The 22,398-nt window shown below is 37.3% G+C and carries 19 protein-coding genes and 1 riboswitch; of the genes, 8 read left to right on the top strand and 11 right to left on the bottom strand.

From position 1 onward, the window contains the following. The first annotated feature begins 73 nt into the window (after nucleotides 1–73). A complete protein-coding gene (locus ACIQYS_RS15020) occupies nucleotides 74–2,089 on the top strand; it encodes an EAL domain-containing protein (RefSeq protein WP_402981675.1) in 2,016 nt (671 codons plus the stop codon). Nucleotides 2,090–2,122: 33 nt separating this feature from the next. Here the strand turns inward: ACIQYS_RS15020 and ACIQYS_RS15015 are convergent, their stop codons facing one another. Together ACIQYS_RS15015 and ACIQYS_RS15010 are read right to left on the bottom strand one after the other, a co-directional pair. Continuing rightward, nucleotides 2,123–2,572 carry a threonine/serine exporter family protein gene (locus ACIQYS_RS15015; protein WP_402981672.1) on the bottom strand — a complete coding sequence of 150 codons (450 nt, stop codon included), beginning with the start codon at nucleotides 2,570–2,572 and terminating at the stop codon, nucleotides 2,123–2,125. A gap of 11 nt (nucleotides 2,573–2,583) precedes the next feature. Beyond that, complete coding sequence (locus ACIQYS_RS15010) at nucleotides 2,584–3,327, bottom strand: threonine/serine exporter family protein (RefSeq protein WP_402981669.1); 744 nt, start codon at nucleotides 3,325–3,327, stop codon at nucleotides 2,584–2,586. A gap of 149 nt (nucleotides 3,328–3,476) precedes the next feature. Here ACIQYS_RS15010 and ACIQYS_RS15005 point away from each other — a divergent pair, with 149 nt between their 5' ends. Beyond that, nucleotides 3,477–4,946: a polysaccharide deacetylase family protein gene (locus ACIQYS_RS15005; RefSeq protein WP_402981666.1), complete on the top strand. Its 1,470-nt coding sequence runs from the start codon at nucleotides 3,477–3,479 to the stop codon at nucleotides 4,944–4,946. Between the two features lie 60 nt (nucleotides 4,947–5,006). Here the strand turns inward: ACIQYS_RS15005 and ACIQYS_RS15000 are convergent, their stop codons facing one another. Beyond that, the gene (locus ACIQYS_RS15000) at nucleotides 5,007–6,911 is read right to left on the bottom strand and encodes a beta-propeller domain-containing protein (protein WP_402981663.1); all 1,905 of its coding nucleotides are present in this window, start codon (nucleotides 6,909–6,911) and stop codon (nucleotides 5,007–5,009) included. A gap of 1,190 nt (nucleotides 6,912–8,101) precedes the next feature. Then, nucleotides 8,102–9,265, bottom strand: a complete 1,164-nt coding sequence (locus ACIQYS_RS14995; protein WP_402981660.1) for a saccharopine dehydrogenase family protein — start codon at nucleotides 9,263–9,265, stop codon at nucleotides 8,102–8,104. A 277-nt stretch (nucleotides 9,266–9,542) separates the two neighbouring features. Here ACIQYS_RS14995 and ACIQYS_RS14990 point away from each other — a divergent pair, with 277 nt between their 5' ends. Beyond that, the gene (locus tag ACIQYS_RS14990; RefSeq protein WP_402981657.1) at nucleotides 9,543–10,343 is read left to right on the top strand and encodes a TIGR00266 family protein; all 801 of its coding nucleotides are present in this window, start codon (nucleotides 9,543–9,545) and stop codon (nucleotides 10,341–10,343) included. Between the two features lie 228 nt (nucleotides 10,344–10,571). After that, complete coding sequence (locus ACIQYS_RS14985; protein ID WP_402981654.1) at nucleotides 10,572–10,769, top strand: hypothetical protein; 198 nt, start codon at nucleotides 10,572–10,574, stop codon at nucleotides 10,767–10,769. A 59-nt stretch (nucleotides 10,770–10,828) separates the two neighbouring features. Here ACIQYS_RS14985 and ACIQYS_RS14980 read toward each other — a convergent pair whose 3' ends face one another. After that, complete coding sequence (locus tag ACIQYS_RS14980; RefSeq protein ID WP_402981651.1) at nucleotides 10,829–12,025, bottom strand: M20 metallopeptidase family protein; 1,197 nt, start codon at nucleotides 12,023–12,025, stop codon at nucleotides 10,829–10,831. Between the two features lie 167 nt (nucleotides 12,026–12,192). Further along, a riboswitch (SAM riboswitch) is annotated at nucleotides 12,193–12,299 on the top strand. Nucleotides 12,300–12,382: 83 nt separating this feature from the next. Here ACIQYS_RS14980 and ACIQYS_RS14975 point away from each other — a divergent pair. The 3 genes from ACIQYS_RS14975 to ACIQYS_RS14965 are packed head-to-tail and all read left to right on the top strand — an operon-like array spanning nucleotide 12,383 to nucleotide 15,796. Next, nucleotides 12,383–13,504, top strand: coding sequence for a methionine biosynthesis PLP-dependent protein (locus ACIQYS_RS14975; RefSeq protein ID WP_402981648.1), 1,122 nt, complete (start codon nucleotides 12,383–12,385; stop codon nucleotides 13,502–13,504). Then, a complete protein-coding gene (metC, locus tag ACIQYS_RS14970) occupies nucleotides 13,501–14,688 on the top strand; it encodes a cystathionine beta-lyase (RefSeq protein WP_402981645.1) in 1,188 nt (395 codons plus the stop codon). Before ACIQYS_RS14975 ends, metC begins: the two co-directional genes overlap by 4 nt. 1 nt (nucleotide 14,689) lies before the next feature. Further along, nucleotides 14,690–15,796: a 5-methyltetrahydropteroyltriglutamate--homocysteine S-methyltransferase gene (locus ACIQYS_RS14965; protein ID WP_402981642.1), complete on the top strand. Its 1,107-nt coding sequence runs from the start codon at nucleotides 14,690–14,692 to the stop codon at nucleotides 15,794–15,796. Between the two features lie 120 nt (nucleotides 15,797–15,916). Here the strand turns inward: ACIQYS_RS14965 and ACIQYS_RS14960 are convergent, their stop codons facing one another. The 3 genes from ACIQYS_RS14960 to ACIQYS_RS14950 all read right to left on the bottom strand — a co-directional run bounded on the left by ACIQYS_RS14960 (nucleotide 15,917) and on the right by ACIQYS_RS14950 (nucleotide 19,217). Beyond that, the gene (locus tag ACIQYS_RS14960; protein WP_402981639.1) at nucleotides 15,917–16,480 is read right to left on the bottom strand and encodes a class D sortase; all 564 of its coding nucleotides are present in this window, start codon (nucleotides 16,478–16,480) and stop codon (nucleotides 15,917–15,919) included. Nucleotides 16,481–16,495: 15 nt separating this feature from the next. Beyond that, on the bottom strand, nucleotides 16,496–18,130 hold the full coding sequence (locus ACIQYS_RS14955) for a hypothetical protein (protein ID WP_402981636.1): 1,635 nt from the start codon (nucleotides 18,128–18,130) through the stop codon (nucleotides 16,496–16,498). Nucleotides 18,131–18,446: 316 nt separating this feature from the next. After that, a complete protein-coding gene (locus tag ACIQYS_RS14950) occupies nucleotides 18,447–19,217 on the bottom strand; it encodes a hypothetical protein (RefSeq protein WP_402981633.1) in 771 nt (256 codons plus the stop codon). Between the two features lie 158 nt (nucleotides 19,218–19,375). On the opposite strand from ACIQYS_RS14950, the gene ACIQYS_RS14945 reads away from it, so the two are divergent. Continuing rightward, nucleotides 19,376–19,678 (top strand): hypothetical protein, encoded by a 303-nt coding sequence (locus ACIQYS_RS14945; RefSeq protein ID WP_402981630.1) that lies wholly within the window; start codon nucleotides 19,376–19,378, stop codon nucleotides 19,676–19,678. A gap of 56 nt (nucleotides 19,679–19,734) precedes the next feature. On the opposite strand, the gene ACIQYS_RS14940 is transcribed toward ACIQYS_RS14945, so the two are convergent. Genes ACIQYS_RS14940 through ACIQYS_RS14930 form a run of 3 tightly spaced genes read right to left on the bottom strand, consistent with a single transcriptional unit; the run spans nucleotide 19,735 to nucleotide 22,116 of the window. Then, nucleotides 19,735–21,018: a diguanylate cyclase domain-containing protein gene (locus tag ACIQYS_RS14940; RefSeq protein WP_402981627.1), complete on the bottom strand. Its 1,284-nt coding sequence runs from the start codon at nucleotides 21,016–21,018 to the stop codon at nucleotides 19,735–19,737. 51 nt (nucleotides 21,019–21,069) lie between these two features. After that, nucleotides 21,070–21,690 carry a nitroreductase family protein gene (locus ACIQYS_RS14935; RefSeq protein WP_402981624.1) on the bottom strand — a complete coding sequence of 207 codons (621 nt, stop codon included), beginning with the start codon at nucleotides 21,688–21,690 and terminating at the stop codon, nucleotides 21,070–21,072. A 3-nt stretch (nucleotides 21,691–21,693) separates the two neighbouring features. Further along, a complete protein-coding gene (locus ACIQYS_RS14930) occupies nucleotides 21,694–22,116 on the bottom strand; it encodes a MarR family winged helix-turn-helix transcriptional regulator (protein ID WP_402981621.1) in 423 nt (140 codons plus the stop codon). Nucleotides 22,117–22,398: the final 282 nt, after the last annotated feature.

Raw genomic sequence — 22,398 nt, 5'->3', positions numbered from 1 at the left:
ATTGCTCTATTTTAATGACTAATTTATGTATATTTTATATAATGAATATAAATTATTTAAAGGGGCCGTTAATATGTACCTAAAAGACGAATTATTTGATTTAAGTAACACTGTTTTTAGTCATTTGCCATTTCCAACCTTTATGACAAATAGAGACGGTCATATTATTTGGTGGAGCAAGGAGGCAGAAAAGCAATTTGGATATCATTTAGATGATTTACAAGGACCTAAAGCGCCTTTGTTTAATGAGCATACATACGGGCATTTAACTGCTAATTGGGAATCAATCCTACATCAAGATGATCCAATTCGCTTCAGTCCCGTCATCCTCTATTCCAAAGATAGACGCCCCACGAAAACATCTATTGTCGCAAAATCGATCTTCATGAACGATGAGTACTATGTTTTCTTCCAGATTGAATCTAATACAATACAAGATACAGAAGCATCTTCTTTTTCAGAGTTACAATTATTAAAAAAAGGATTATCTAAATCATTTATGGTTGCTTATTTAGACAAAGAAGGACTAATCCTACATGCAAATGAAATGTTTTTAAAAAGAAGCAATTGGACACCAAAACGAATTGTAGGAAAAACTTTTTGGCAACTATTCCCTAATACCGATCACCATATTGCCATTGCAGATAAAATTATCAACACATTACAAAAAGGACAAGTTTTCCAAGGTACGGTCGAAAAAACAACAAAAGACGGAGAGAGCTATTGGGTTGATTTGATCGGTCTCCCCATTACTAATACGGAGAATAATACACTATATCATTTGTTATTGGAAGAAGAGATTACAGAAAAGAAATTAATACAAACGCGCCTTGAACAAATTGCTTATGTAGATACGGAAACCGGTCTAATGAGTAGACATCGTTTAGAAGAAATGGTGAATGAATATATCCAAGATGACAAATACTTTTCCTTTGTTTTCCTTAGTATCGATCAATTTTATACGTTAAAAGAAATATTTAACGATCAAACAGAATCTCAATTATTAAATGAGTTTACGAAAAGATTGAAAATCTATTTTGAAGAATCGATTATTGCTAGAGCAGGCAGGGATGAATTTGCGGTCCTTACAACTTTAGGTGAATGGTATATACAGGGTTTTATCCATTACTTAAAACAAAACCCGATTTATCTAGACAATAAAGTTGTTCCTATTACAGTCAGCGGAGCAATTACTAGATACCCTGAAGATCAACAAACCTATTTGCACTTATTGAAAGCTACTGATACGAAAATCCAAAAAGTGAAATTAGAAGGTGGTGGCATGATTGCAAGCCTTTCCCCATCTGACCATCACAAACTTACTCGTCGTGCACAAATTGAAAAACGATTGTTAGAAGCTTTAAACCACCATGATCTTCATGTTCTATATTTACCACAAAAAGATGTATTAACTGATCAGATTACATCAGTAGAAGCGCTCGTTCGATGGGAAGATGATGAGCTCGGAATCGTTTCTCCCGAAGAGCTAATACCTATCGCCGAAGAAACCGGATTAATCAATAAAATTGGCTCTTTTATGCTCGAAAAGGTCTGTGAACAAGCGGCTATTTGGGAGCAAAAAGGGATACCGGTTAAAGTAAGCTTTAACTCATCCGTCCGGGAATTCCGTGATAAAAATATGGTAAAGACAATTCGCAACATGTTAGATAAGTACAATTGCTCTCCGAAGCTTTTACAAATTGAATTTACAGAAAAGTTTGCACTCGAAGCGGAAGCCGAAAAATCTATTATTCAGCAAATGCAGACATTACACCAAGACGGAGTTGCTTTTGTTTTGGATGATTTTGGAACTGGATATGCATCGCTTAGGTATTTACAACTTCTTCCGATTAGCAAATTGAAAATAGATAAATCGTTTGTGAGTTCTATTATGCAGCAAGAGAAATTACAAAAGCTTGTCCAAGGATTAATCCAGTTTGGGCAATCTTTAAATGTAAATGTTGTTGCAGAAGGTGTAGAAACAGAGGAACAATATGAGCTGTTAAAACAAATGGGCTGTGTTTCCGCTCAAGGATACTACATAAGCCGCCCGATCCCAGCAGAAGAAGTTGAAGCACTTTTAAAATAGGAAGAAAAAAAACCGTGGAGATAATGCTTATCGTCACGGTTTTACTCTGAGTCTTCCTATTACTTTTACCGATAATTGCGTAATAATCTCTGCAAAAACCAAACCCATCGCAATTGAACCTGAGACGATAAGGGCAACGGATCCATAATCCACTGCTACACTATAATCCTTCTCTATTACATTTCGCATCGCATTATAGGCAGATCCACCCGGAACTAATGGAATAATACCTGCTACACTGAAAATAATCATAGGCATTTTAAACTTTTTGGCCATTATATGTGCAACAAAAGCAACCGAAAATGCACCGGCGAATGATGATTTCGCAGGATCGTTACTTAAATCATTTACGTAAGAATATACAAGCCAACCTATCATACCAACAAGTCCACAATAGAAAAGTGATTTTCTCGGAGCATTAAATATAATCCCAAATCCAGCTGCTGCTGCAAAACTTAATATTCCTTGCATTAAATACGACATAACTAACCCTCCTAAAATGACAATCCTAATGCAACCCCTGCGCCAATGGCAAAAGCTGTAAGAAATGCTTCTGCTCCTTTTGATACACCGGAAACAAAATGACCTGCCATTAAATCACGTACAGCATTCGTTATGAGCAACCCTGGAACAAGCGGCATGACAGAACCGATAATGATTCTATCGACTTCATATCCCAACCCCCACGTAACCGATAAAATAGCGATTAAACAAATAAATAATGCTGCTAAAAACTCCGCAAAAAACTTTACTCGCGTTTTCATTTCTAATAGCGTTGAAATAGAAAACCCTACGCCTCCAGCTATTAATGCAGTGGGAACATCTTGGAATGTACCGCCGTATAATAACTGAAATGCGGCAGACGCAACGGATGCGGCAACTATTTGTATCCATAACGGAAGCGTTTTATGTTCTTTTTCGATGCTAACTAGCTCCGAATACGCTTCTTGCAGTGTAATTTCCTTGTTAACGAGTTTTCTGGAGACGCTATTTACGAGCGCTATCCTTTCTAAATCCGTCGACCTATTGCTAATTCTTACTAGTTTAGTTGGAAGGCTATTACTTCCTGCAAAAATGATGCCAGTTGGTGTCACAAAACTTTGGGATTGTGTTAGTTGCTGCGAAATCGCCATCCGATCCATTGTATCCTCCGCTCGGTATGTCTCCGCTCCACTTTCCATCATTAAACGTCCCGCAAGTAAACAGCATTCTACGGTTAATTCGGAGTCTGGCGTCAATAGGAACCCCTTCCTTTCTATAGTGAAATTCAGCTACGATTATCTTATCGAACGTTGAAAATAAAAACAATGAAAACTAAAACTTTATTACCTATTCATCCGTCTAATCTAATATAATAGATAAGTACTAGAAAAGGAGAATCATCAATATGTCCACGCATCCAAAATCCAAAAAAAGGAGACGTTGGATTGATATTACGTTTATTTTTACTATTCTTACATTAAGTAGTTTAATGATTTTTCTTCTGATGCTTCTCAATCCTGCAAAAAAAGAAAAAGTAGTAGTATCGGCTAACTTCCCAACTGTTCCTAAAGAACAAATTAATGAAAGCGATTCGGCTTATCCAGGAATTCGTATTATTACGGAAACGTCTAATGACAAAAAAACTCCGTATGCAATTCAATTTCCACAAAGTAATGTTCCAGAATTCAATGATATCGTAAAGGCATATACAAATAATATAAAAACATTGTATTTAAACGAAACGAATTATTTAACTGAATCGAATATGTATCGTAAGGGCGAATTGAATATTTCCTTTGAAGTTTTTCAGCATACTACAGGATACTATTCATTTGTTATTCATTCGTACATGAATACAGGTGGAACAGACGGATTATCAGAAACGAGAATTTTCCGCTTACATAATCAGTCCGGTCACATGCTTACGATAAATGACTTGCTCGCAAACAATGAAAAAGCACTTATAAAACTGGCTACAATAGTAAGGGAATACATCATCTCTGATGAACAATTGAATTCCCACTTACTTCAAAAGCAATTTACAGAAAAAACAATGCCTACTTGGGATAATTATTCTAACTTTTCCTTGAAGAAAGATTCGATCGAATTTTACTATGATGAGTATGAAATTACTGCTGGTCCGGCAATTTCTCCGATTGTTTCTATCCCACTAGAGGATTTGAACGATATTATCGCCGACAATTTTAAACTTCCAGAAGTGACTATCCAGCCATCACCAACGACATCGGTAAAGGAAGAGGAAAAACCTTCAGGTGAAATACAGACTGAAGATACGACAGTGAACCCTTCCACAAAATTAGTTGCACTTACATTCGATGATGGACCGAATCCAGAATCAACTACATTGATTCTCGACACACTAAAGAAGTATAATGCAAAAGCTACGTTTTTTATGCTTGGAAGTCGTGTTTCTTTCTATCCTGAAATTGTAAAGGAAATGAAAGAGGCAGGACATGAGTTAGGCAACCACACTTGGAATCATTTAGATTTAACAAAGGCTTCTTCTGAAAAAATTGCTTTAGAGATTAATAATACGAGTGATGCGATTGAACAAGCAACTGGTAGCAAGCCAACTGTATTCCGTCCCCCATACGGCGCTGTAAATAGTAAGGTTCGTGATCAAACTTCCCTCCCGGTCGTTTTATGGGATGTGGATACGCTCGATTGGAAATACCGTAATGCTAATCATTTACTTGCACATGTGAAAAATCATGTAAAGGAAGGTTCTATTATTTTAATGCATGATATACATATGTCAACTGCAGAGGGACTAGATGAGGTTCTTGCCTACTTGCAAGGAGAAGGATATTCGTTTGTCACTGTATCTGAGTTGAAAAGCAGCAACGCCAATTGAATTACTTTTTTTACTAAAGAAAACTCCAAAAGCTTTGTGGCTTTTGGAGTCTTTTTTGTTTTAATATGACATTTTACTCAATTGTTCAAACGAGTTTAAATTGTAGCTTTTGATTTCTTTCATCGCAACAGTAAATAAAGAACCCTCTACATAAATCATTCGTTGGATACTGCTTTCCCATTCTTCGTATTGCTGATTAGGGTTTTCAGGGTTTAATAAGTCCCCTTTTAACACAATTCCATTTTCGGGTGTAATTTCATATACTAATGCTCCATCCTGCTTAAACTCTGCATATTCTTTCCCTTTTTTATAAATGGAAATTGGAAATCCAAACAACCCTTTTTCTTGGTGCTGGAACAACGCATGGTGATCATATTGAACCTGCGAATATGTTCCTTGATCACCAATTATTTCTGTATCCAATTCTTTTGGGTTCGCAAAATCACTTACATCGAAAAGGGAAACTTTCATTCCCCCTGTCATAATAAGCGGTTCTTTACCACCAGACTGGGTATCTACTATTGTTTCATAGCCAAAACCAATTAAATGATTTTCATCTAACGGATGTAGGTAATTACTAAATCCTGGAATCTTCAGTTCCCCTAATACTTTTGGTGCAGTTGGTTTTGCTACATCAATAACAAATAAAGGATCTGTTTCTTTAAACGTCACCATATATACTTTATCTCCCATAAACCTTGCTGAATAAATGCGCTCGCCTTTTGCTAAACCTGTTACCTGGCCTACTGTTTTCATCTGTTCATCGAGTATAAATAGATTATTTTCAGATACTTTATTTTCACCCCAGTTATTCCCTTTTGTCGTTACTGTGCGGAAATAACCGTTATGCTCATCCATCGAAAACTGATTTAATATCGTTCCCTTTATACGACTCGATGCGATGAATTGTACGGATGTTTTGTTTAATGCAAACTTAAAAACTTTTGTATCCATTTCCCCAGGATTCCATATCATTTTTTTCGCATTGGAATTGTCCTGTTCATAAATAGTAGAGGTTAAATATAGACTATCTTTTGACATATATAACTGTTCACTACAGCCAAGATACCCCTTTGTTTGTACTTCGTTTTCTACAGGATTGGATACATCGATAGCCGAAATAATACTATAATTCCCTTCTATAGAGCTAGGAAGGATTGCGATACTATTAAAGGACATCGGTTTTGCTTCATCATCGGTTTGAGAATCATAAGTAAATGGACGTAACTCAGCATCTACATTTTCTTCCATTATCCAGAATTTCGGATAAACTGTCGTCACATAATATAATATATTATTTGTTAGACGTGCACCGTTCATAAATCCTTCTGTCGCAATTTCCCTCATTAGTTTTGGTGATGCGGGATTTGAAATATTATAGAAATACACAGTCGTCATCGAATCCATCGGCATCGCAATGTCCATAGATTGCTTACTTTCCATCTCTAGTGTCCGAAAAACGTTTTTCTGACCGATAACCATTAAGGTTTGATCTGATAATAGTAGTTGTGTTGGATAAAAATCATTTGCAAATGGGATTTTCTTTACTTCTTTCATATGTTTTGGATTTTCTACGTTTACGATTACCACGTTATTTTCACTAATTGAAAATATATGCGTACCATTTGTTTTTACGATATCCCCTTCATCCACTCCTTCTACTTGGTTATTCGTAGTTGAATAATCTCCTCCTTGGCCACCAGAAGAACTTTTAGCATCCATCGTAGCGGATTCTTCTGTTACCGCTGCTCCATTATATTGTTTCCCTTGCTGTTTTTTAACCTTTTCAAAATAGGCTTTTAATTGTTCTTTGGATTGAACGGTTTGAATTTCACTACTCTCTTTAAATGGTTGATCACTTAACACATTGCGCTCGGCACTTATCTCAATTTCAGAAAAATAGAATGCGCCTGCCATTCCAATTATTAAAACGAAAGCAATAATGGATATCAGCCATTTTTTCATATTAATCATCCTTTCTTATTTTCATTGTTAATCCATTAGACTGAAAATTCACCTTTTGGTTTCATGATTTTTCAATAAAATTAGAAGTACCTTTAAGTATTTAACAGTTACTGCTAGGATTTCCGCTGCTGGGCGGACGCTCCAATCCATGAAACTTGCTGACTAATCAGCATCTGAATTTAACATAGTTCTAGATTTATCAAAAGGTGCACCGCGCTAAATCCCAATATTATGTATTTTTACGATGTATGAATCCAGTAAATGGCGATGAGCAACAGACGGGTCTTTGAAAGCAACCAATACTATTCCGTAAGCAATCAATTCTATTTGAGAGCAACCAATTGGTTATCGAAAGCAATCAACTCTCAAAATAAAAGGTTTACTTAGAGTGAGACGACGGCAAACTAATGTTTTCCATACAATATTTGTAATTATTAAACGTTCTACTATTCTTTTTCCATCAAAATTGAGTGCGGCAATATATCCAAAAAAATTATGTGTTTGTTTTTTTATTGTTTGAAGGAGGAGAGCAACCAAATTGCTGGTGAAAGCAAATAGTTCATAAAACGACAAATTTACTTGTAGTGAGACAATGTTGAATATGAAGGGTTATCTCAACAAATGGTTGAACAGAACGAACTTCACCTTAGAAAATGCTGCACTTATTCTAAGACAGCATTTTCTAATTAGGTTTAATAAATATTGCGAAGTGGACCTGCTGAATTTAGATCTCTGATAACTGCAGACTCCAAATTAGTAACAAATTTCTAACGATTGCAGCGGAAGGCGGCGACTCCAGTGGGATGAGTGAGACTAATGATCCATCACAACGGACGCGTAGCTACGGTGATGGATCATCGCTCACCCCATGGAAAGCGTCCGCCTGCAGCGGAAATCATCGCGGACACTTAATCGAGCTTTTTAGTTCGCAGTATCCCTAAATAATAACTTTCCTTGTATTGTCAAGAGAAAGTCATCCACATGCTCGGATTTTTGTCCTTTCCAAAACAATTAAAAACGCAAGAAGAAAAGGAAGTAATTTTCTTCTTGCGCTTTATTTTAGAAACCTAATATATAGCTCCAATCAGCTATTATTTATCAAACGACCATTTGGGTAGCATATGGGAAGCACTTTATCAATTGCCTGACGGTTTTACGAAGTATTTGTTGTTCCCCTGAGAATTCAATGTTCAAACGCGTTCACCTCTTAATACTGTTTCCACAATATTTACATCTCTGGCAGCCATTTCTCTTATATATAACTCCCCTGGTACAATTAGTTCTGGAGGATAGACACCTCGTTTTGTAATGACATTATTCCCAATCATTTGTGCAACTGCAGAAATTGTGTTGGCTGTCGCCCTTGCCATTGCAGTAGTTCCAGATATTCGATCTTTTTTTGTAGCCAATTCATATGTGTACGTAACATTTTCTCCATTTTCTATGCCCATTACAATGACCCTTAGTAAAACTGCATCGTCTTTATCTCCTAATAATAATTGCGGCGTTAATACTTCTTTTAATACATCTCGAGCCCTCACCAAATTACCTTTCACATTTACGACTGTGTTTTTATTCGTCAATCCTAAGTCTACTAGCAGTTTAAATTTCTCGGCATGTCCTTTATAACGAATCGTCTTATACTCTAGCGTATCTACATTTGGGAAAGATTTGCTCAACGTAGATGTTCCACCAGCAGTATGAAATGCTTCTAGCTCCCCGTAATTTTTAAAAAAGATTGGTTCAATTTCTGAAAGGGATTCTACTTCTTGAAGCTTCCCGTTTCGAATTACATGAGAACGATCCGTATAATGGTCGAATACTCCTTCTAGAGAAAAGACGATATTATATCCGAAAACTCCTTCTGGCGCTACTGGAATTCCACCAACATATAGATGAATTCCTTCCACCTCATCCAGTTTACTTGCTCCGTAACCAGTGAGAATATTAATCATACCAGGGGCTACTCCTAGATCTGGGATAAGAGTAATTCCTTTTTCTCGCGCTGCTGTATCAAGCGCAAGCACTGCATCCGTTGCCCCACCTATATGTCCACCTAAATCGATGGAATGTACACCAACCTCTACTGCAAGCCTTGCTATTTTTTCATTAAACGTATAAAAGAGGGCATTGATGACAACATCGGCCTTTTTCATAATTTGTCGTATATTATCATCGTCATTTGCATCTAATCTGCATACTTCAATCTTAGCGTTTTGAAGTTTTTCTCGAAACATATTAGCTTGTCCCACATCTAAATCACATAATAATACTTTTTCCACATTGGGGCTTTTCACTAAATCACGTGCTGCTTCTTTCCCCATTAAACCTGCTCCCAATACAGCAACCTTCATATTGTTCTCCCCTTTTTATGAACTTGTTCTTTTTGCACAAGAAGCATGATTTCTTACTCCCTCTTTACATCCTTATGCACAATCACTCGACTACATTCCGCACACTGTCGCTCCATTGCTCCAAATGTTTTCCATAAAAAATGCTTATACCTACTACATTCTATAGTCACTATTAAACTCCTTCAAATAATTTCTGAAAAATGAAAACTTTAATATCGAAACTTTTAACTCTCTTTTTCGTATACTTAAATAGTTATTACTAAGGAGGAGATTGAACATGAATAATCATGAAATTGACTACAAATTATATGGAGATGACATGCAATTTGTAGAAATCGAATTAGATCCACAAGAAACAGTAGTTGCTGAAGCAGGTAGCTTAATGATGATGGAAGATAATATTTCGATGGAAACTATTTTTGGTGATGGTTCAAGTTCTTTAAGTGGTGCCGGACTCATGGGAAAATTAATGGGTGCAGGCAAACGAATGCTAACGGGGGAAAGTTTATTCATGACTACGTTTACGAACGTTGGTAGCGGGAAAAGACATGTTTATTTTGCTTCACCGTATCCTGGAAAAGTTATTCCGATGGATTTGAGCCAATACAACGGCAAAATTATTTGTCAAAAAGATGCATTTTTAGCTGCAGCGAAAGGGGTTTCCGTTGGCATCGAATTTCAACGCAAGCTAGGAACTGGATTCTTTGGTGGAGAAGGATTCATCATGCAAAAACTGGAAGGTGACGGCCTCGCTTTTATTCACGCGGGCGGAACTATTCATCATAAAAGCTTGCAAGTGGGGGAAACGCTACGCGTAGATACAGGATGTTTAGTAGCGATGACATCTGATGTGGATTACAATATTGAAATGGTAAAAGGAGTAAAAACAGCATTGTTTGGTGGAGAAGGTTTGTTTTTTGCAACACTTCACGGACCAGGTACAGTTTGGATTCAATCGTTACCATTTAGCCGTTTAGCAAGCCGCGTGTTTGCTGCTGCACCTCAAACACCAGGCGGTGGCTCCAAAGGAGAAGGTAGTATCGCAGGTGGAATTTTTGATCTGTTAGGCGGGAAATAATGTGAGACGAAAGGTATAAGTTCGATTGCTTGTACCTTTTGTTATGTTCGTAGATGTGTTTTGGGAATAGAGGGTCTTTTTTATTGGCCAAAAAAAGCTATTATTCTATGATTTTCGTCCAAATTGTTTATTACTTATAGCCCCTCCCTTCATATACTAGTAAAAAGAACAATCATGTCGATTTTTAGTACTTTATTGTTCTTTCCATTAGTAAAGGAGGTGTTTGTGATGAAAGCTTCTTTAGGTAGTTGGATCGGCTGGGTGGGAATTGTATTAGCAATCGTTGGGTTCTTCTATTACCCACTATGGTTTGGCGGTGCTGCGGTAATTTTAGGCTTACTCGGCTTAACATTCCCTCAAAAATTCTTAGCTTGGTCTTCCATTGTGCTTGGAGCAATTGCATTCTTTCTTCCAATGTTGATGTAACTAAATTCTACATTTACGGCATGTCCGGAGTACTTTCCGCACATGCCTATTTTTTAATATTAAAACAAGTAATGTGCGACAATTTTAACAAATGATTTTTCAATGTTTAACAACGCTCTTTCATCAAAGTCAAACTTTGGATGATGATGTGGATACTGCGTATTTTGGTCTTCATTTTGAGAGCCTACTTTGAAATAAGTACCTGGCTTTTCCAATAAGAAATAGGAAAAATCTTCTGCACCCATAGATGCGTCCATATCAATCACGTTTTCTTCACTAAACACGTCCGACAACAAATTTTGGACGAGCGCGCTTTCCTCAAGATGATTGTATAGTGCAGGATAACCGTGAAGATAGTCGATTTCAAAATGAGCATGGAATCCTTTTGTAATTCCCTCTACAATCGAATAAATCTCCTCTTTTACTTGTTTTCGTACTGATTCACTAAATGTACGGACAGTTCCCTCCAATTTAGCCGTATCAGCAATAATATTAAAAGCACTCCCTGCATGGAATACACCGATTGTAACTACGGCAGATTCTAATGGATCAATTCTACGGCTTACTATTTTTTGAAGCGAATTGACGATTTCACTTCCAATGACTATAGAATCGACTGAGTCTTGAGGTCTTGCTCCGTGTCCACCAATTCCTTGGATCTTAACCTCAAACTTGTCTACTGCCGCCATTTTATATCCCGCCCCAACAGAAGCTTTTCCAATGGGGACTTTTGAATCGAGATGTGCAGCAAAAACATAATCGACACCATCTAGCACGTTTTCTTCGATCATGAACTTTGCCCCACCTGGAGGCTGTTCTTCAGCCGGTTGAAAGATGAATATGATTTTACCTTTAATTTTTTCTCGATATTTACTTAACGTTTGTGCTGTTGCAAGAAGAGCTGTTGTATGCCCATCATGACCACAAGCATGCATTACACCAGGATTAAGCGATTTATAAGGCACGTTTTTCTCATCTTCAATAGGTAACGCGTCAAAATCTGCTCTTAAAGCAATCGTTTTTCCAGCTTGTGCACCGGTCAAAATTCCGATTAGACCATGTCCACCAATGTTCTTCTTCACTACTAATCCAAAGTCTTCTAATTTGTCTGCAATATATTTAGCTGTTTCCGTTTCTTCAAAAGATAACTCAGGATGTTGGTGTAAATATCTTCTCCAACTAACAATTTCGTCAAAACTATTGTCTATTTCAGTGAAAATAGACTGTAGATCCGTTTCTTGTGTAACCGATTCCATTTTCTTTCCTCCATTCTTCATTTTAAATTCATACTAAACATATTGGATTATATACTTATCTGAATTACTTTTCAACAGACAAAAGTTTTACAAAAATGATGTTGTATAAATATTCAACTCATGATACCATTACTTCAATAAAACTTTTAGAAAATTTCATATTTTATTTCTTATCCAGAGAGACGGAGGGATTGGCCCGAAGATGTCTCAGCAACCAGCCACATGTAGGTATGGTGCTAACTCCAATAGACAGCAATTGTCTAGAAGATAAGAAGACTAACTTCAATTTTTTTGAGGATTCTCTTCTTATAGGGAATCCTCTTTTTATTTTAATTTATTGGTAGAGGATGATTATTAATGACAAAAAAGTGTTTAGAAACCGAATTAGTGCAATTAGGAAATCATAGTGATCCGCGGACAGGTGCCGTCAATCCCCCTATTCATTTATCAACAGCTTATAAACATGCAGGGGTTGGTCAATCCACCGGTTACGACTACACGCGTACAAAAAATCCAACGCGCACAATTTTAGAAGAAGGAATTGCGAAGTTAGAAGGAGGGGATGCTGGTTTTGCCTGTAGTTCTGGTATGGCCGCAATCCAGTTAATATTGTCTCTTTTCCGATCTGGGGATGAAATCATTGCGCCTGAAGATCTTTACGGTGGGACATATCGTTTGTTCAATCAATACGCAGATTCCTACAATATTCGTACTTCTTATGCCACGTTTGAATCCGTAGAGGAAGTAGAAGCATTAATAACGGAAAACACAAAAGCACTTTTCATCGAAACACCTACTAATCCACTCATGCAAGAAATTGACATTGCACAATACAGTGATTTAGCAAAAAAATATCAATTACTACTGATCGTGGATAACACGTTCTTAACTCCTTACTTACAAAGGCCAATTGAGCTAGGGGCAGATATTGTGATGCATAGTGGCACTAAATATATTGGTGGGCATAATGATGTCCTTGCTGGTCTCGTTGTAACTAAAGGGAAAACACTTAGCGAAAAATTGATTATTAATCATAATGCTGCAGGAGCAGTTCTCTCCCCTTTCGATTCTTGGTTATTAATTCGGGGACTAAAAACGCTACACTTGCGCATGAAACAACATGATGCGAATGCGAAGAAAATCGTGGAGTTTTTACAAAATGAAACTGCTGTAAAAGAAGTATTTTACCCTGGAATTGGGGGTATGCTTTCTTTCCGCTTACACAAAAGCGAATGGGTTGGACCATTTTTAGAAAACCTTCAATTAATCGTTTTTGCGGAGAGTTTAGGTGGCGTTGAAAGCTTCATCACGTACCCTACTACACAAACCCATGCGGAAATTCCAGAAGAAGAGCGGATTGCAAGAGGTGTGGATAATAGTTTGTTACGCTTTTCTGTTGGTGTAGAAGAAGCAGAAGATTTAATTGCGGATTTGAAACAAGTTTTTGCGAAATTAGAAAGGGATGTGATTCACTCATGAGTAACGTGAACGAAAGCTTGGAAACTAGCTTAATCACAGCCTCCACACGTGGAAATTACGAACAAAAAACAGGCGCAGTCAACGTACCAATCTATTTATCTTCTACATTCCACCAAGAAAGTTTTGATAGTTTTGGACCATATGACTATAGTAGATCCGGCAACCCGACTAGAGATGCCTTAGAAAAAACGATCGCTGAGCTAGAAGGTGGCACAAGAGGCTTTGCTTTTGCTTCTGGTATTGCGGCAATATCCTCTGCTCTAATGTTACTTTCTTCAGGAGACCATCTTGTTGTAACAGAGGAAGTTTACGGTGGGACATATCGTTTCATAACAGAAGTTTTACCGAGATTCGGAATTGACCATTCGTTTGCAGATTTTACAAATGTAGAGGCAATAGAAAAAGCCATTCGACCGAATACTAAAGTCATTTTTATCGAGACCCCTGCAAACCCACGATTGGGAATTACAGATATCGAAGCAGTTGTCGCACTTGCAAAAGCAAATGAGTGTTTGACTTTGCTAGATAATACATTTATGACTCCCCTTTATCAACGTCCGATTGATCTTGGCGTGGACATTGTGTTACATAGTGCTACGAAGTTTTTATCTGGCCATAGCGATATCATTGCAGGGCTTGCTGTTACGAAAGATGCAGAACTTGGAAATCGACTAGGATTTATCCAAAACTCTTTCGGTGCCATTTTAGGTGCACAAGATTCTTTTACATTAATTCAAGGCATTAAAACACTAGGTGCGCGCTTGAACCAATCTACGGAATCAGCACAAAAACTTGCGACGTATCTAACTAGTCATCCTTTAGTAGAGGAAGTGTTGTACCCTGGCTTATCCACACATCCTGGATACGAGATTCATGCTAGTCAATCGAAAAGTCCAGGAGCAGTTTTATCTTTACGTCTTCCAAACAGAGAGACAGCGAAAGCTTTTGTAGAAAGCATCCAAATTCCGGTTTTTGCAGTAAGTCTAGGAGGGGTCGAATCGATTCTTTCCTACCCTGCTACTATGTCTCATGCTGCAATACCGAAAGAAGAACGTGAAAAAAGAGGAATTACAGATGGTCTTCTAAGGTTCTCTGTTGGTCTAGAGCATGTAGATGATCTAATCGCAGACTTCGACCAAGCACTTAAAGTAGCATCTAAAATCAAACAGAAAGTTGGAATTTAACATGACAAAACAATTAGTTCAAAAAGCGCCATTTCGAGCAGATCAAGTAGGAAGTTTTTTACGTCCAGCACGATTAAAAAAAGCACGTGCACAATTTGAAAATAATGAAATCACTGCAGATCAACTAAAACAAATTGAAGACGAAGAAATTACGAAGCTTGTTGCTAAACAAAAAGAAGCTGGTCTACAATCAGTAACCGATGGGGAATTCCGTCGTAAATGGTGGCATTTTGACTTTCTCGGCGGCTTAGACGGTGTCGAATTTTATGAAACAGACAAAGGACTTTCGTTTAAAGGTGTCCAAACTAGAGCACATGGCATTAAAGTAACTGGAAAAATAGGATTCAGTACGCACTACATGACTGATCACTTCAAGTTTTTGCAAAGTGTGGCTGGTGACGCTGTTGCTAAATTCACAATACCAAGTCCGAATATGCTTTTCTACAGAGCAACGATTGAAGATGGAGTTTACGGTAGCGATGAGGAATTATTTAATGATTTAATCACTGCTTACCAAGGGTTTATTCAAGCACTGTATGATGAAGGCTGTCGCTATCTTCAAATTGATGATACATCATGGGCAACTTCTTTCTCGGAAGAAGGAATTGTTGGACTGAAAGAAAGAGGATTGAATGTAGAGGAAGCGTTAAAACTGTCTGCACGTGCGATTAATGAATCGATTGCGAAAAGACCGAATGATATGCTTGTCACGATGCATATTTGTCGTGGGAATTTCCGTTCTACTTATATTACAAGCGGAAGCTATGAACTTGTTTCGAAAACTATTTTTGGCGGGTTAGATGTAGATGGTTTATTTCTAGAGTTTGATGATGAACGCTCTGGAGACTTTGAACCGCTTCGTCACATTAGCCGTCCTGATTTATATATCGTCTTAGGATTGATCACTTCGAAGCATGGGCTACTTGAAAACGCAGATGAAGTGAAAGCAAGAATTGAAGAAGCTACTAAGTATGCTCCACTTGAGCAACTTTGCTTAAGTCCACAATGTGGTTTTTCTTCGACGGAGGAAGGAAATATTTTAACAGAAGATGAACAATGGGAAAAAGTTCGCCATGTAGTGAAAATTGCTGAGAATGTTTGGAATTAACCTCCTAAAATTAGCAAAGAGCTACTGTACTGGATAATAAGGCAGCCAATTCCATAGTAAGTGCAACTAAAAACCCAAGCAGAATAATGGGCTATTTTCTGCTTGGGTTTTATTAGTAAATCAATTATTAATTTGCTTTGCTTGAACGACTAGTCTAAACTGATTGGATCGTTCTGGATAACATGTAACCAAGGATAGAAGCGAAATGCCTTTTTGGCTTTTTAATATATCCACATCTTCTGGCTTTACAACCACTATATCAAATATTTCATATTGGAGAGTTCCCGATATTGTATCCATTTCAAATTGATCACCTATTTGTAGCTCGTCCAACCGATTGAAAAACTGTCCAAATATATGGGATTGATGGCCTGCAATCGCAGTAGTTCCATTTACGGTTCCCGGTTCATCTAGTCCGTCAATAGTTCCCAATGCTTTATTCAATTTTTCTGGTGCTGCTCCTCTCACAACAGGTGCTTTTAAATCAATAGAATCGATATTCAAAATGCCCGCCACTTCATTTGATCCTTCTATCGCTTTACTAGTAGCAGCCTCTGTTTTTATGCCAGCAAAGGATTGAATCAATTGTTCTTGGTGCTGTTTGTTTTTCAACATTCCGTGCCCAACAACGATTAACATGGAAATAGCTACTAAAATCAGCATATTTCCAATGAGCTTTTTCATAATAGTATGCCTCCTTTATGCGAATTTACGTAGTGTGAATCCACTTGCTAAAAGACAAGCAGCTACTAAAATTAGCAACATACCATCGAAAAATCCACCCGTTTTTGGTAGCATGGAAGTTCCTTGCATTCTGTTTCCATTAGATGAAACATCATTCAGATTACCAAATATACTATCATCGTCTTTATTCTCCTCATTATTTAAAGCATTTCCATTTTGGTTATCGTCTACAATCACTTCTGTGTTTTTATTTGTCTCATCGCTCATGTTCTCGCTTCCACTTGCATCAGCGTAAACGTCCTCTCCTCCTTCATTAACAAGACCTGGAATTTCACTTTCCATAGGAGTGTCATCTTCCACAGGAGCTTTATCTCTCCATGGAGTTTCATCAGTACTTTCTACTACGTTTTCAGTTGAATTCTCTACCGGTTCTTCTGGATTAATAGTAGGTTGAGCAGCAACAAATTCTTGACTCCCAAGAATTCTCATGTTTGTATTTTGTAATAGCTCATTATCTGCGCCTAGGGAAAGACCATGATTTATTTGAAGAGAACCATCACTATTTGTGTAATTATCGTTTGTCAGTACATCGACAGTCAAATGATTCAATTGATTAGATAATACATCTAACTGCAATACACCCGCATTACCATAATGTTCATTCTCGACATTCATTTCGTGATGATCTAGTATTCCAATATGCATTTGATCCGCAATTAGGAATTGATCGCTCACTACTTCGACTACACCACTTTCAATCATATACGCATCTTCCATACTAGCTGATCTTGATAGCAATACATCTGCCGACAAATCACCTAATATACCATCTGATGTCTCGAGAGATGCAACAGCATAGCTGCTTTTCTCTATAGTCGCTTCCTTAGAATCGCTCATTGGTAAGACATCTAGTTTTAGATTATCCAATAAGGAATTATCATTTTCATCTTCCGTTTCTACACTTAGCAGGTTTGAATTTTCTATATATCCTTTATCAGAAATTGATGTTTCACTTTCTAAAACTCCTATATGAGCAGTTTTTACTATTGGTACATTCGTAAGCTCTAAATGTACCCCCTCTTCAATGTCCGTTATTTCTTGTAGTGTGCCGCCACTTGTTATATGCGTTTTATCTGCAAGTACATCAAGTTCTATTTGGTCGGCTATAATAATTGGTGCAAGTTCTGCATCTACTACTGCCGCTTCACTTGAATAAGTAGTGTCCGTTGCAGTTTCCCCACTTGCCAATACTTTCATATCTACGTCATCGACAATTACCAAGTCTTCCGTTGTGATATCCACTACAGCTTTTTCAATTGATGTAGCTGATTCTTTCTGTGAAAGCACATCGACTTCCATATTACTAATTTCTTTATCTGTAACGGATAGATTTACGAGTTTCTCTTCCGCTTTACCTTCTTCATTACTACTATTTGGAATCTCCATTTCTATTTTGTCAATTCCAAGTAAACCATTCACTTCTACATCCAAAATAGCAGCTTTTTCTGGGTTATCATTCAATACATTCACCTCTAGCTGAAGCGGCAAGTTAGAATCATTTTCCTCTGCTGCTGCCAAAGATGGTGTTAGTAACATTAACACAAAAAAACCAAATACAGTCCAAGCGAAATTTTTGCTAATAGTTTTCATACTTTTTCTCTCCTTTTTATTATGATCTATATCATGTATAAAAAGGAGTGAATTCCGGTGGTTTCCTCAAAGAAGTATGAATCCACTGAATAATCGCATAGTGGTTTTTGTGATACCACTTTTTACGGACCAATTCCTTCATCGGCTCCTGCGTTGCTAATAGAGCAAATTGGATATCACCACTTTGCATTAGTACGGAATTTGATGAAGAACTTGGATAACTTGCTGAAGTCACAGGAATTGATGTTACAATAACGTTTTTCTTTTGTTTATCAGGATTCGTCGGTAAAACGGTCATACCTTTGTTTGTTGAATTTTATACATCTACTTTTCCTTTTATCGCTTTCTCTTGGTTCACATGTGAAATTTCAAATAATTCTTTTTCTACAATCTCTATACTCTCTTCCACAGTAGGCTGATTTTGTTGGGGAGATTCTTTTATAGCTGTTACTGCTTTTTCCGGTTTAGCTGTTGGAATAGTATACTTTTGCGGTACTTTATTTTCCTCCGCTTGAGGTACTGTATCAACCTTACCCGGTTCTTCCACCTTCTCCAGTTGCTTTGTACTAATTGGACTTTTTTCTTCGGGTATTAATAGATCTTTCTTATCAATTACTGCTAGCACTGTGTCCGTTCCTTGCTCAACTACTTCTTCCACACTATTTGTCACCTTTTTTACACTACCGATGACTTCTGTCAATACAGGTGTAACAATAGGTACCTCTGGAACAATTTCTACCGTTTCATCTACTAAGTTCATTACTTCTGAAACGATGGATTCCGTAGTCGAAGGTACTTCTGTAATCGCATGCGCGACTACTGGACTTGTCTTTTCTTCGACTTTCTTCACTATTCCTACCGCTGGTTCAACGACTGTGGTTATCTCTACGATTTTCTCAACTGACAGTGTATTATCTAATGTCGAGTTGACCTCTTCTGTAATAATTTCTGTTTTTTCGACTACCTGTGTAATCGATTCACTAAGAAGTCCTCTTTTTTCATTATCCGACTCTTCCCCGTGTACTTCAGAGGGGTACATTATCAATGTACTAATTCCTAATAAAAACACAAACCAACCTTTACTCATCTTTTCACCTCCTACCAGCACGTATATTTGACTGATAATTGCGTGTTTTAATTCTATTACCCCTTTCATAGAGATTTAAATCATTTTTGCAATGTTTGCAAGATTAATAGACGGGTAAACAATTACTGTACGTTAATATGTGAAGGAGGAAATATGATATGGAAAATTTGTATGAACACCAAACAGATGACGTTGTGCAAGAAACCGGAGATTATACATGCGAAGAGGGTATCACGAAAAAACTTTATAAAGGGGATAAATTCCCTTCCTGTCCACAAACAGAAATGGCGACGTCTTGGAAACACGCGGAAGGTCATACGCATAAAACGGGGGAAGTAGTACCTGAATCTGGTACGTATATCGATACAAATGGACATGAAATGCCATTAGTAAAAGGCGATGTTTTTCTAACTTCTCCGAAAACAGGGGAAGAAATAGAATGGCGACATGCAGAAGAATAGCGATAAGTTAAAAGAAATGACAAAACCTCAGTAGTCCGAATACAAATGTATTCAGTCTACTGAGGTTTTTTATTGAAGTATTGAAAATGATTCCGCAATTCTTTTGCCTTATAAAGTGCTTCATCCGCAAAACGCATTAATTTATCCGAACTAATAGCGTCTTCAGGATACAATGCAACACCCATACTGGATGTAGCAATAATTTCCTTCCCACCGATTACATATGGCTCGTTAAAATTAGCATGCATCCTCTTCATAATATGATTCATCTTGTTCTTATCTATATCCTTTAATAAAATTAGAAACTCATCTCCACCGATTCTTCCAATTATATCTTCATGTCGAACATTTTCTTTCATCCTTTTTGCAAACTGAATAAGCAGAGTATCCCCTATTCCGTGACCTAGTGTATCATTTACCTCTTTGAACTTATCCAAATCAAGAAATAATAAAGCGAGCATTTCTTTTGTCACTTTTGCTTCTTCTATTCTTTTATCCAACTCTTCCATGAATGTGCTTCTGTTCACTACACCCGTCATTGGATCATGGGTTGCCATATACGTTAATTGGTCTTCGTAATACTTCCTTACAGTAACATCCCGAACGATTGCTTGAATGACCATTTCTCCTTCAAACTCTACTGGAATTGCAATGATTTCAACCCAAATGCCCGTCCCGTCCAACCGTTTCAATCGTTGAATGGTCGGCTCTATTTTGAGCATTTCTTCTTGTTGAAATAGCCTAATCAATTCACTTTCGCCATCCATGTCCTCTACATCCATATAATCCAATAGGGACGTTCCTATTATTTCCGTGTCTTTCCTTGCTCCCATAATATGAAGTGCTTCAGGGTTAACAAAAGCGATTTTGCCACTACTTTGAACGATAATAGCATCGGGGGAATATTCGACTAATGTTTGATAGCAATTTTCGGCTAATCGAAGCATGCGCTGTGTTTTCTTTTCCTCCGTAATATCTTTATACATAGCAACTGCCAGTATATCCTTTTTATTTATCGCTCGGTAGGATGCTAGAATATCCTTGGTCTGGCCATTTTTATGCTTTCTTTTCGTTTCAAAATAAGGAATGCTTTCTCCGCTTCTTAATAGGTCGAGCTGTTTCTCATGGTCTTTTGAAGTAAAATCGTCCTCAAAAAAAGGAATATCCGACAAGTTTACTACCTCATCTAAAGACCAGCCCAATATTTTGGTGAAAGCAGGATTAGCTTGTACAATTGCACCATCTTTTCGCAAAATAAAAATGGCATCATTTGTATTTTCCCAGATTAATAAATATTCCTCTAAGGTAGGATTGGATTTCATGTTATTTAGTGTATTCAATGCATCTTCGCTTCCTTTCCTTATGATGAAAGAATTATTACTCCTGTCTATCTAAATAAAAGATACGAATTCACTAATTGGTTTACGGTAGCCTCTTGGTTTTCTACTTTCTATCTTTTCTTTACCAATCGTAATCATTAATGCAGGCTCATATTGATCACTTATATTTAATATATCCTTCACTTTGGCTGGATCGAAGCCAATCATCGGACAAGTATCCCAGCCTTTTTCTTTCGCTACGAGCATGAACATCATTGCGGAAAGGGAAGCATTTCGAATGGCTTCGTCCCGTTGGAAGCTTTCCCCTCTTGTTTCATACAACGAAACGGTATCTTCTACCATAAAATCATATTCTTGTTTATTGACGATTCCAAGCATGAGCAAGCCTTCATTAATAGCTGCCGTGTTTTTATACGCTAGTTTGTCTCCAAGCACGATAATGACAGCTGAAGCGGAATGTACTTTATATTGCCCATTTGCAGCAGAGCGTATTTGTTCCTTTACTTCCGGGTTTGTGACTACTATATACTTTGAATGTTGAAGATTGAATGCAGATGGAGCCAGCTTTACCATTTCAAATATTTCATTTAAATCTTTTTGCGGAATTGGGTTTTCTTTTAAAAAGTTACTTGCCGAGCGACGTGCTTCTATTAATTCTCTAAACTCCGTCAATGCCTACTCCTTCTTTCCCACTCTTTTTAATAAGTCGATAAATACTTCTTTTTCCTGATCTGTAATGCAGGAGAAAATTTCTTCAATTACTAATTGATGCTTTGGAAAAATCTCATCCATTAATAATTTTCCATCTTCCGTAAGTTGAATATATACAACGCGACGATCTTCTTTGCAGTCAATTCTTTCTAGTAAGCCCTTAGCCACTAATTTATCCATAACATATGTGATCGATCCTGAGTTAATAAGTACTGCATCTGAAATTTGCCGAACTGTTTGTTTTCCTTTGCTGTATAATGCTTCTAACACCATAAATTCGGAAGTATGCATGTTATAATTACTAATGTCTTTCTTTGACCGCTCCTGTACTACTTTGGCAGCTTTCATCAATACAATAAAGGATTTTAATGATAAATTTCCCGCCACAAGGACCCCTCCCTTTTCACTTGAATTTAATTATCTCAAATTAAAGATATTATAACTTTTATTTCAAGTTCCGTCAAATAGATAAGAACAAAAGCGCAAGTGCCTGTCTCTGCCCCAATATGGCAAATGGAAACGATGAATGGAATGTCGCACATAATAGAGATAATGTGTCTTAAAGAATTTACCGCTAGGATTTCCGCTGCAGGGCGGACGCTTTCCGCGGGGTGAGCGATGAACCTTCACCGACGCTACGCGTGCGTTGTGAAGTTTCATCTGTCTCAC

This window comes from Psychrobacillus sp. NPDC096426 (genome assembly GCF_044762745.1).
Taxonomy (GTDB): domain Bacteria; phylum Bacillota; class Bacilli; order Bacillales_A; family Planococcaceae; genus Psychrobacillus.
Note: the sequence above shows the minus strand (reverse complement) of the source record. Positions and strands in the feature narration are given on the sequence as shown.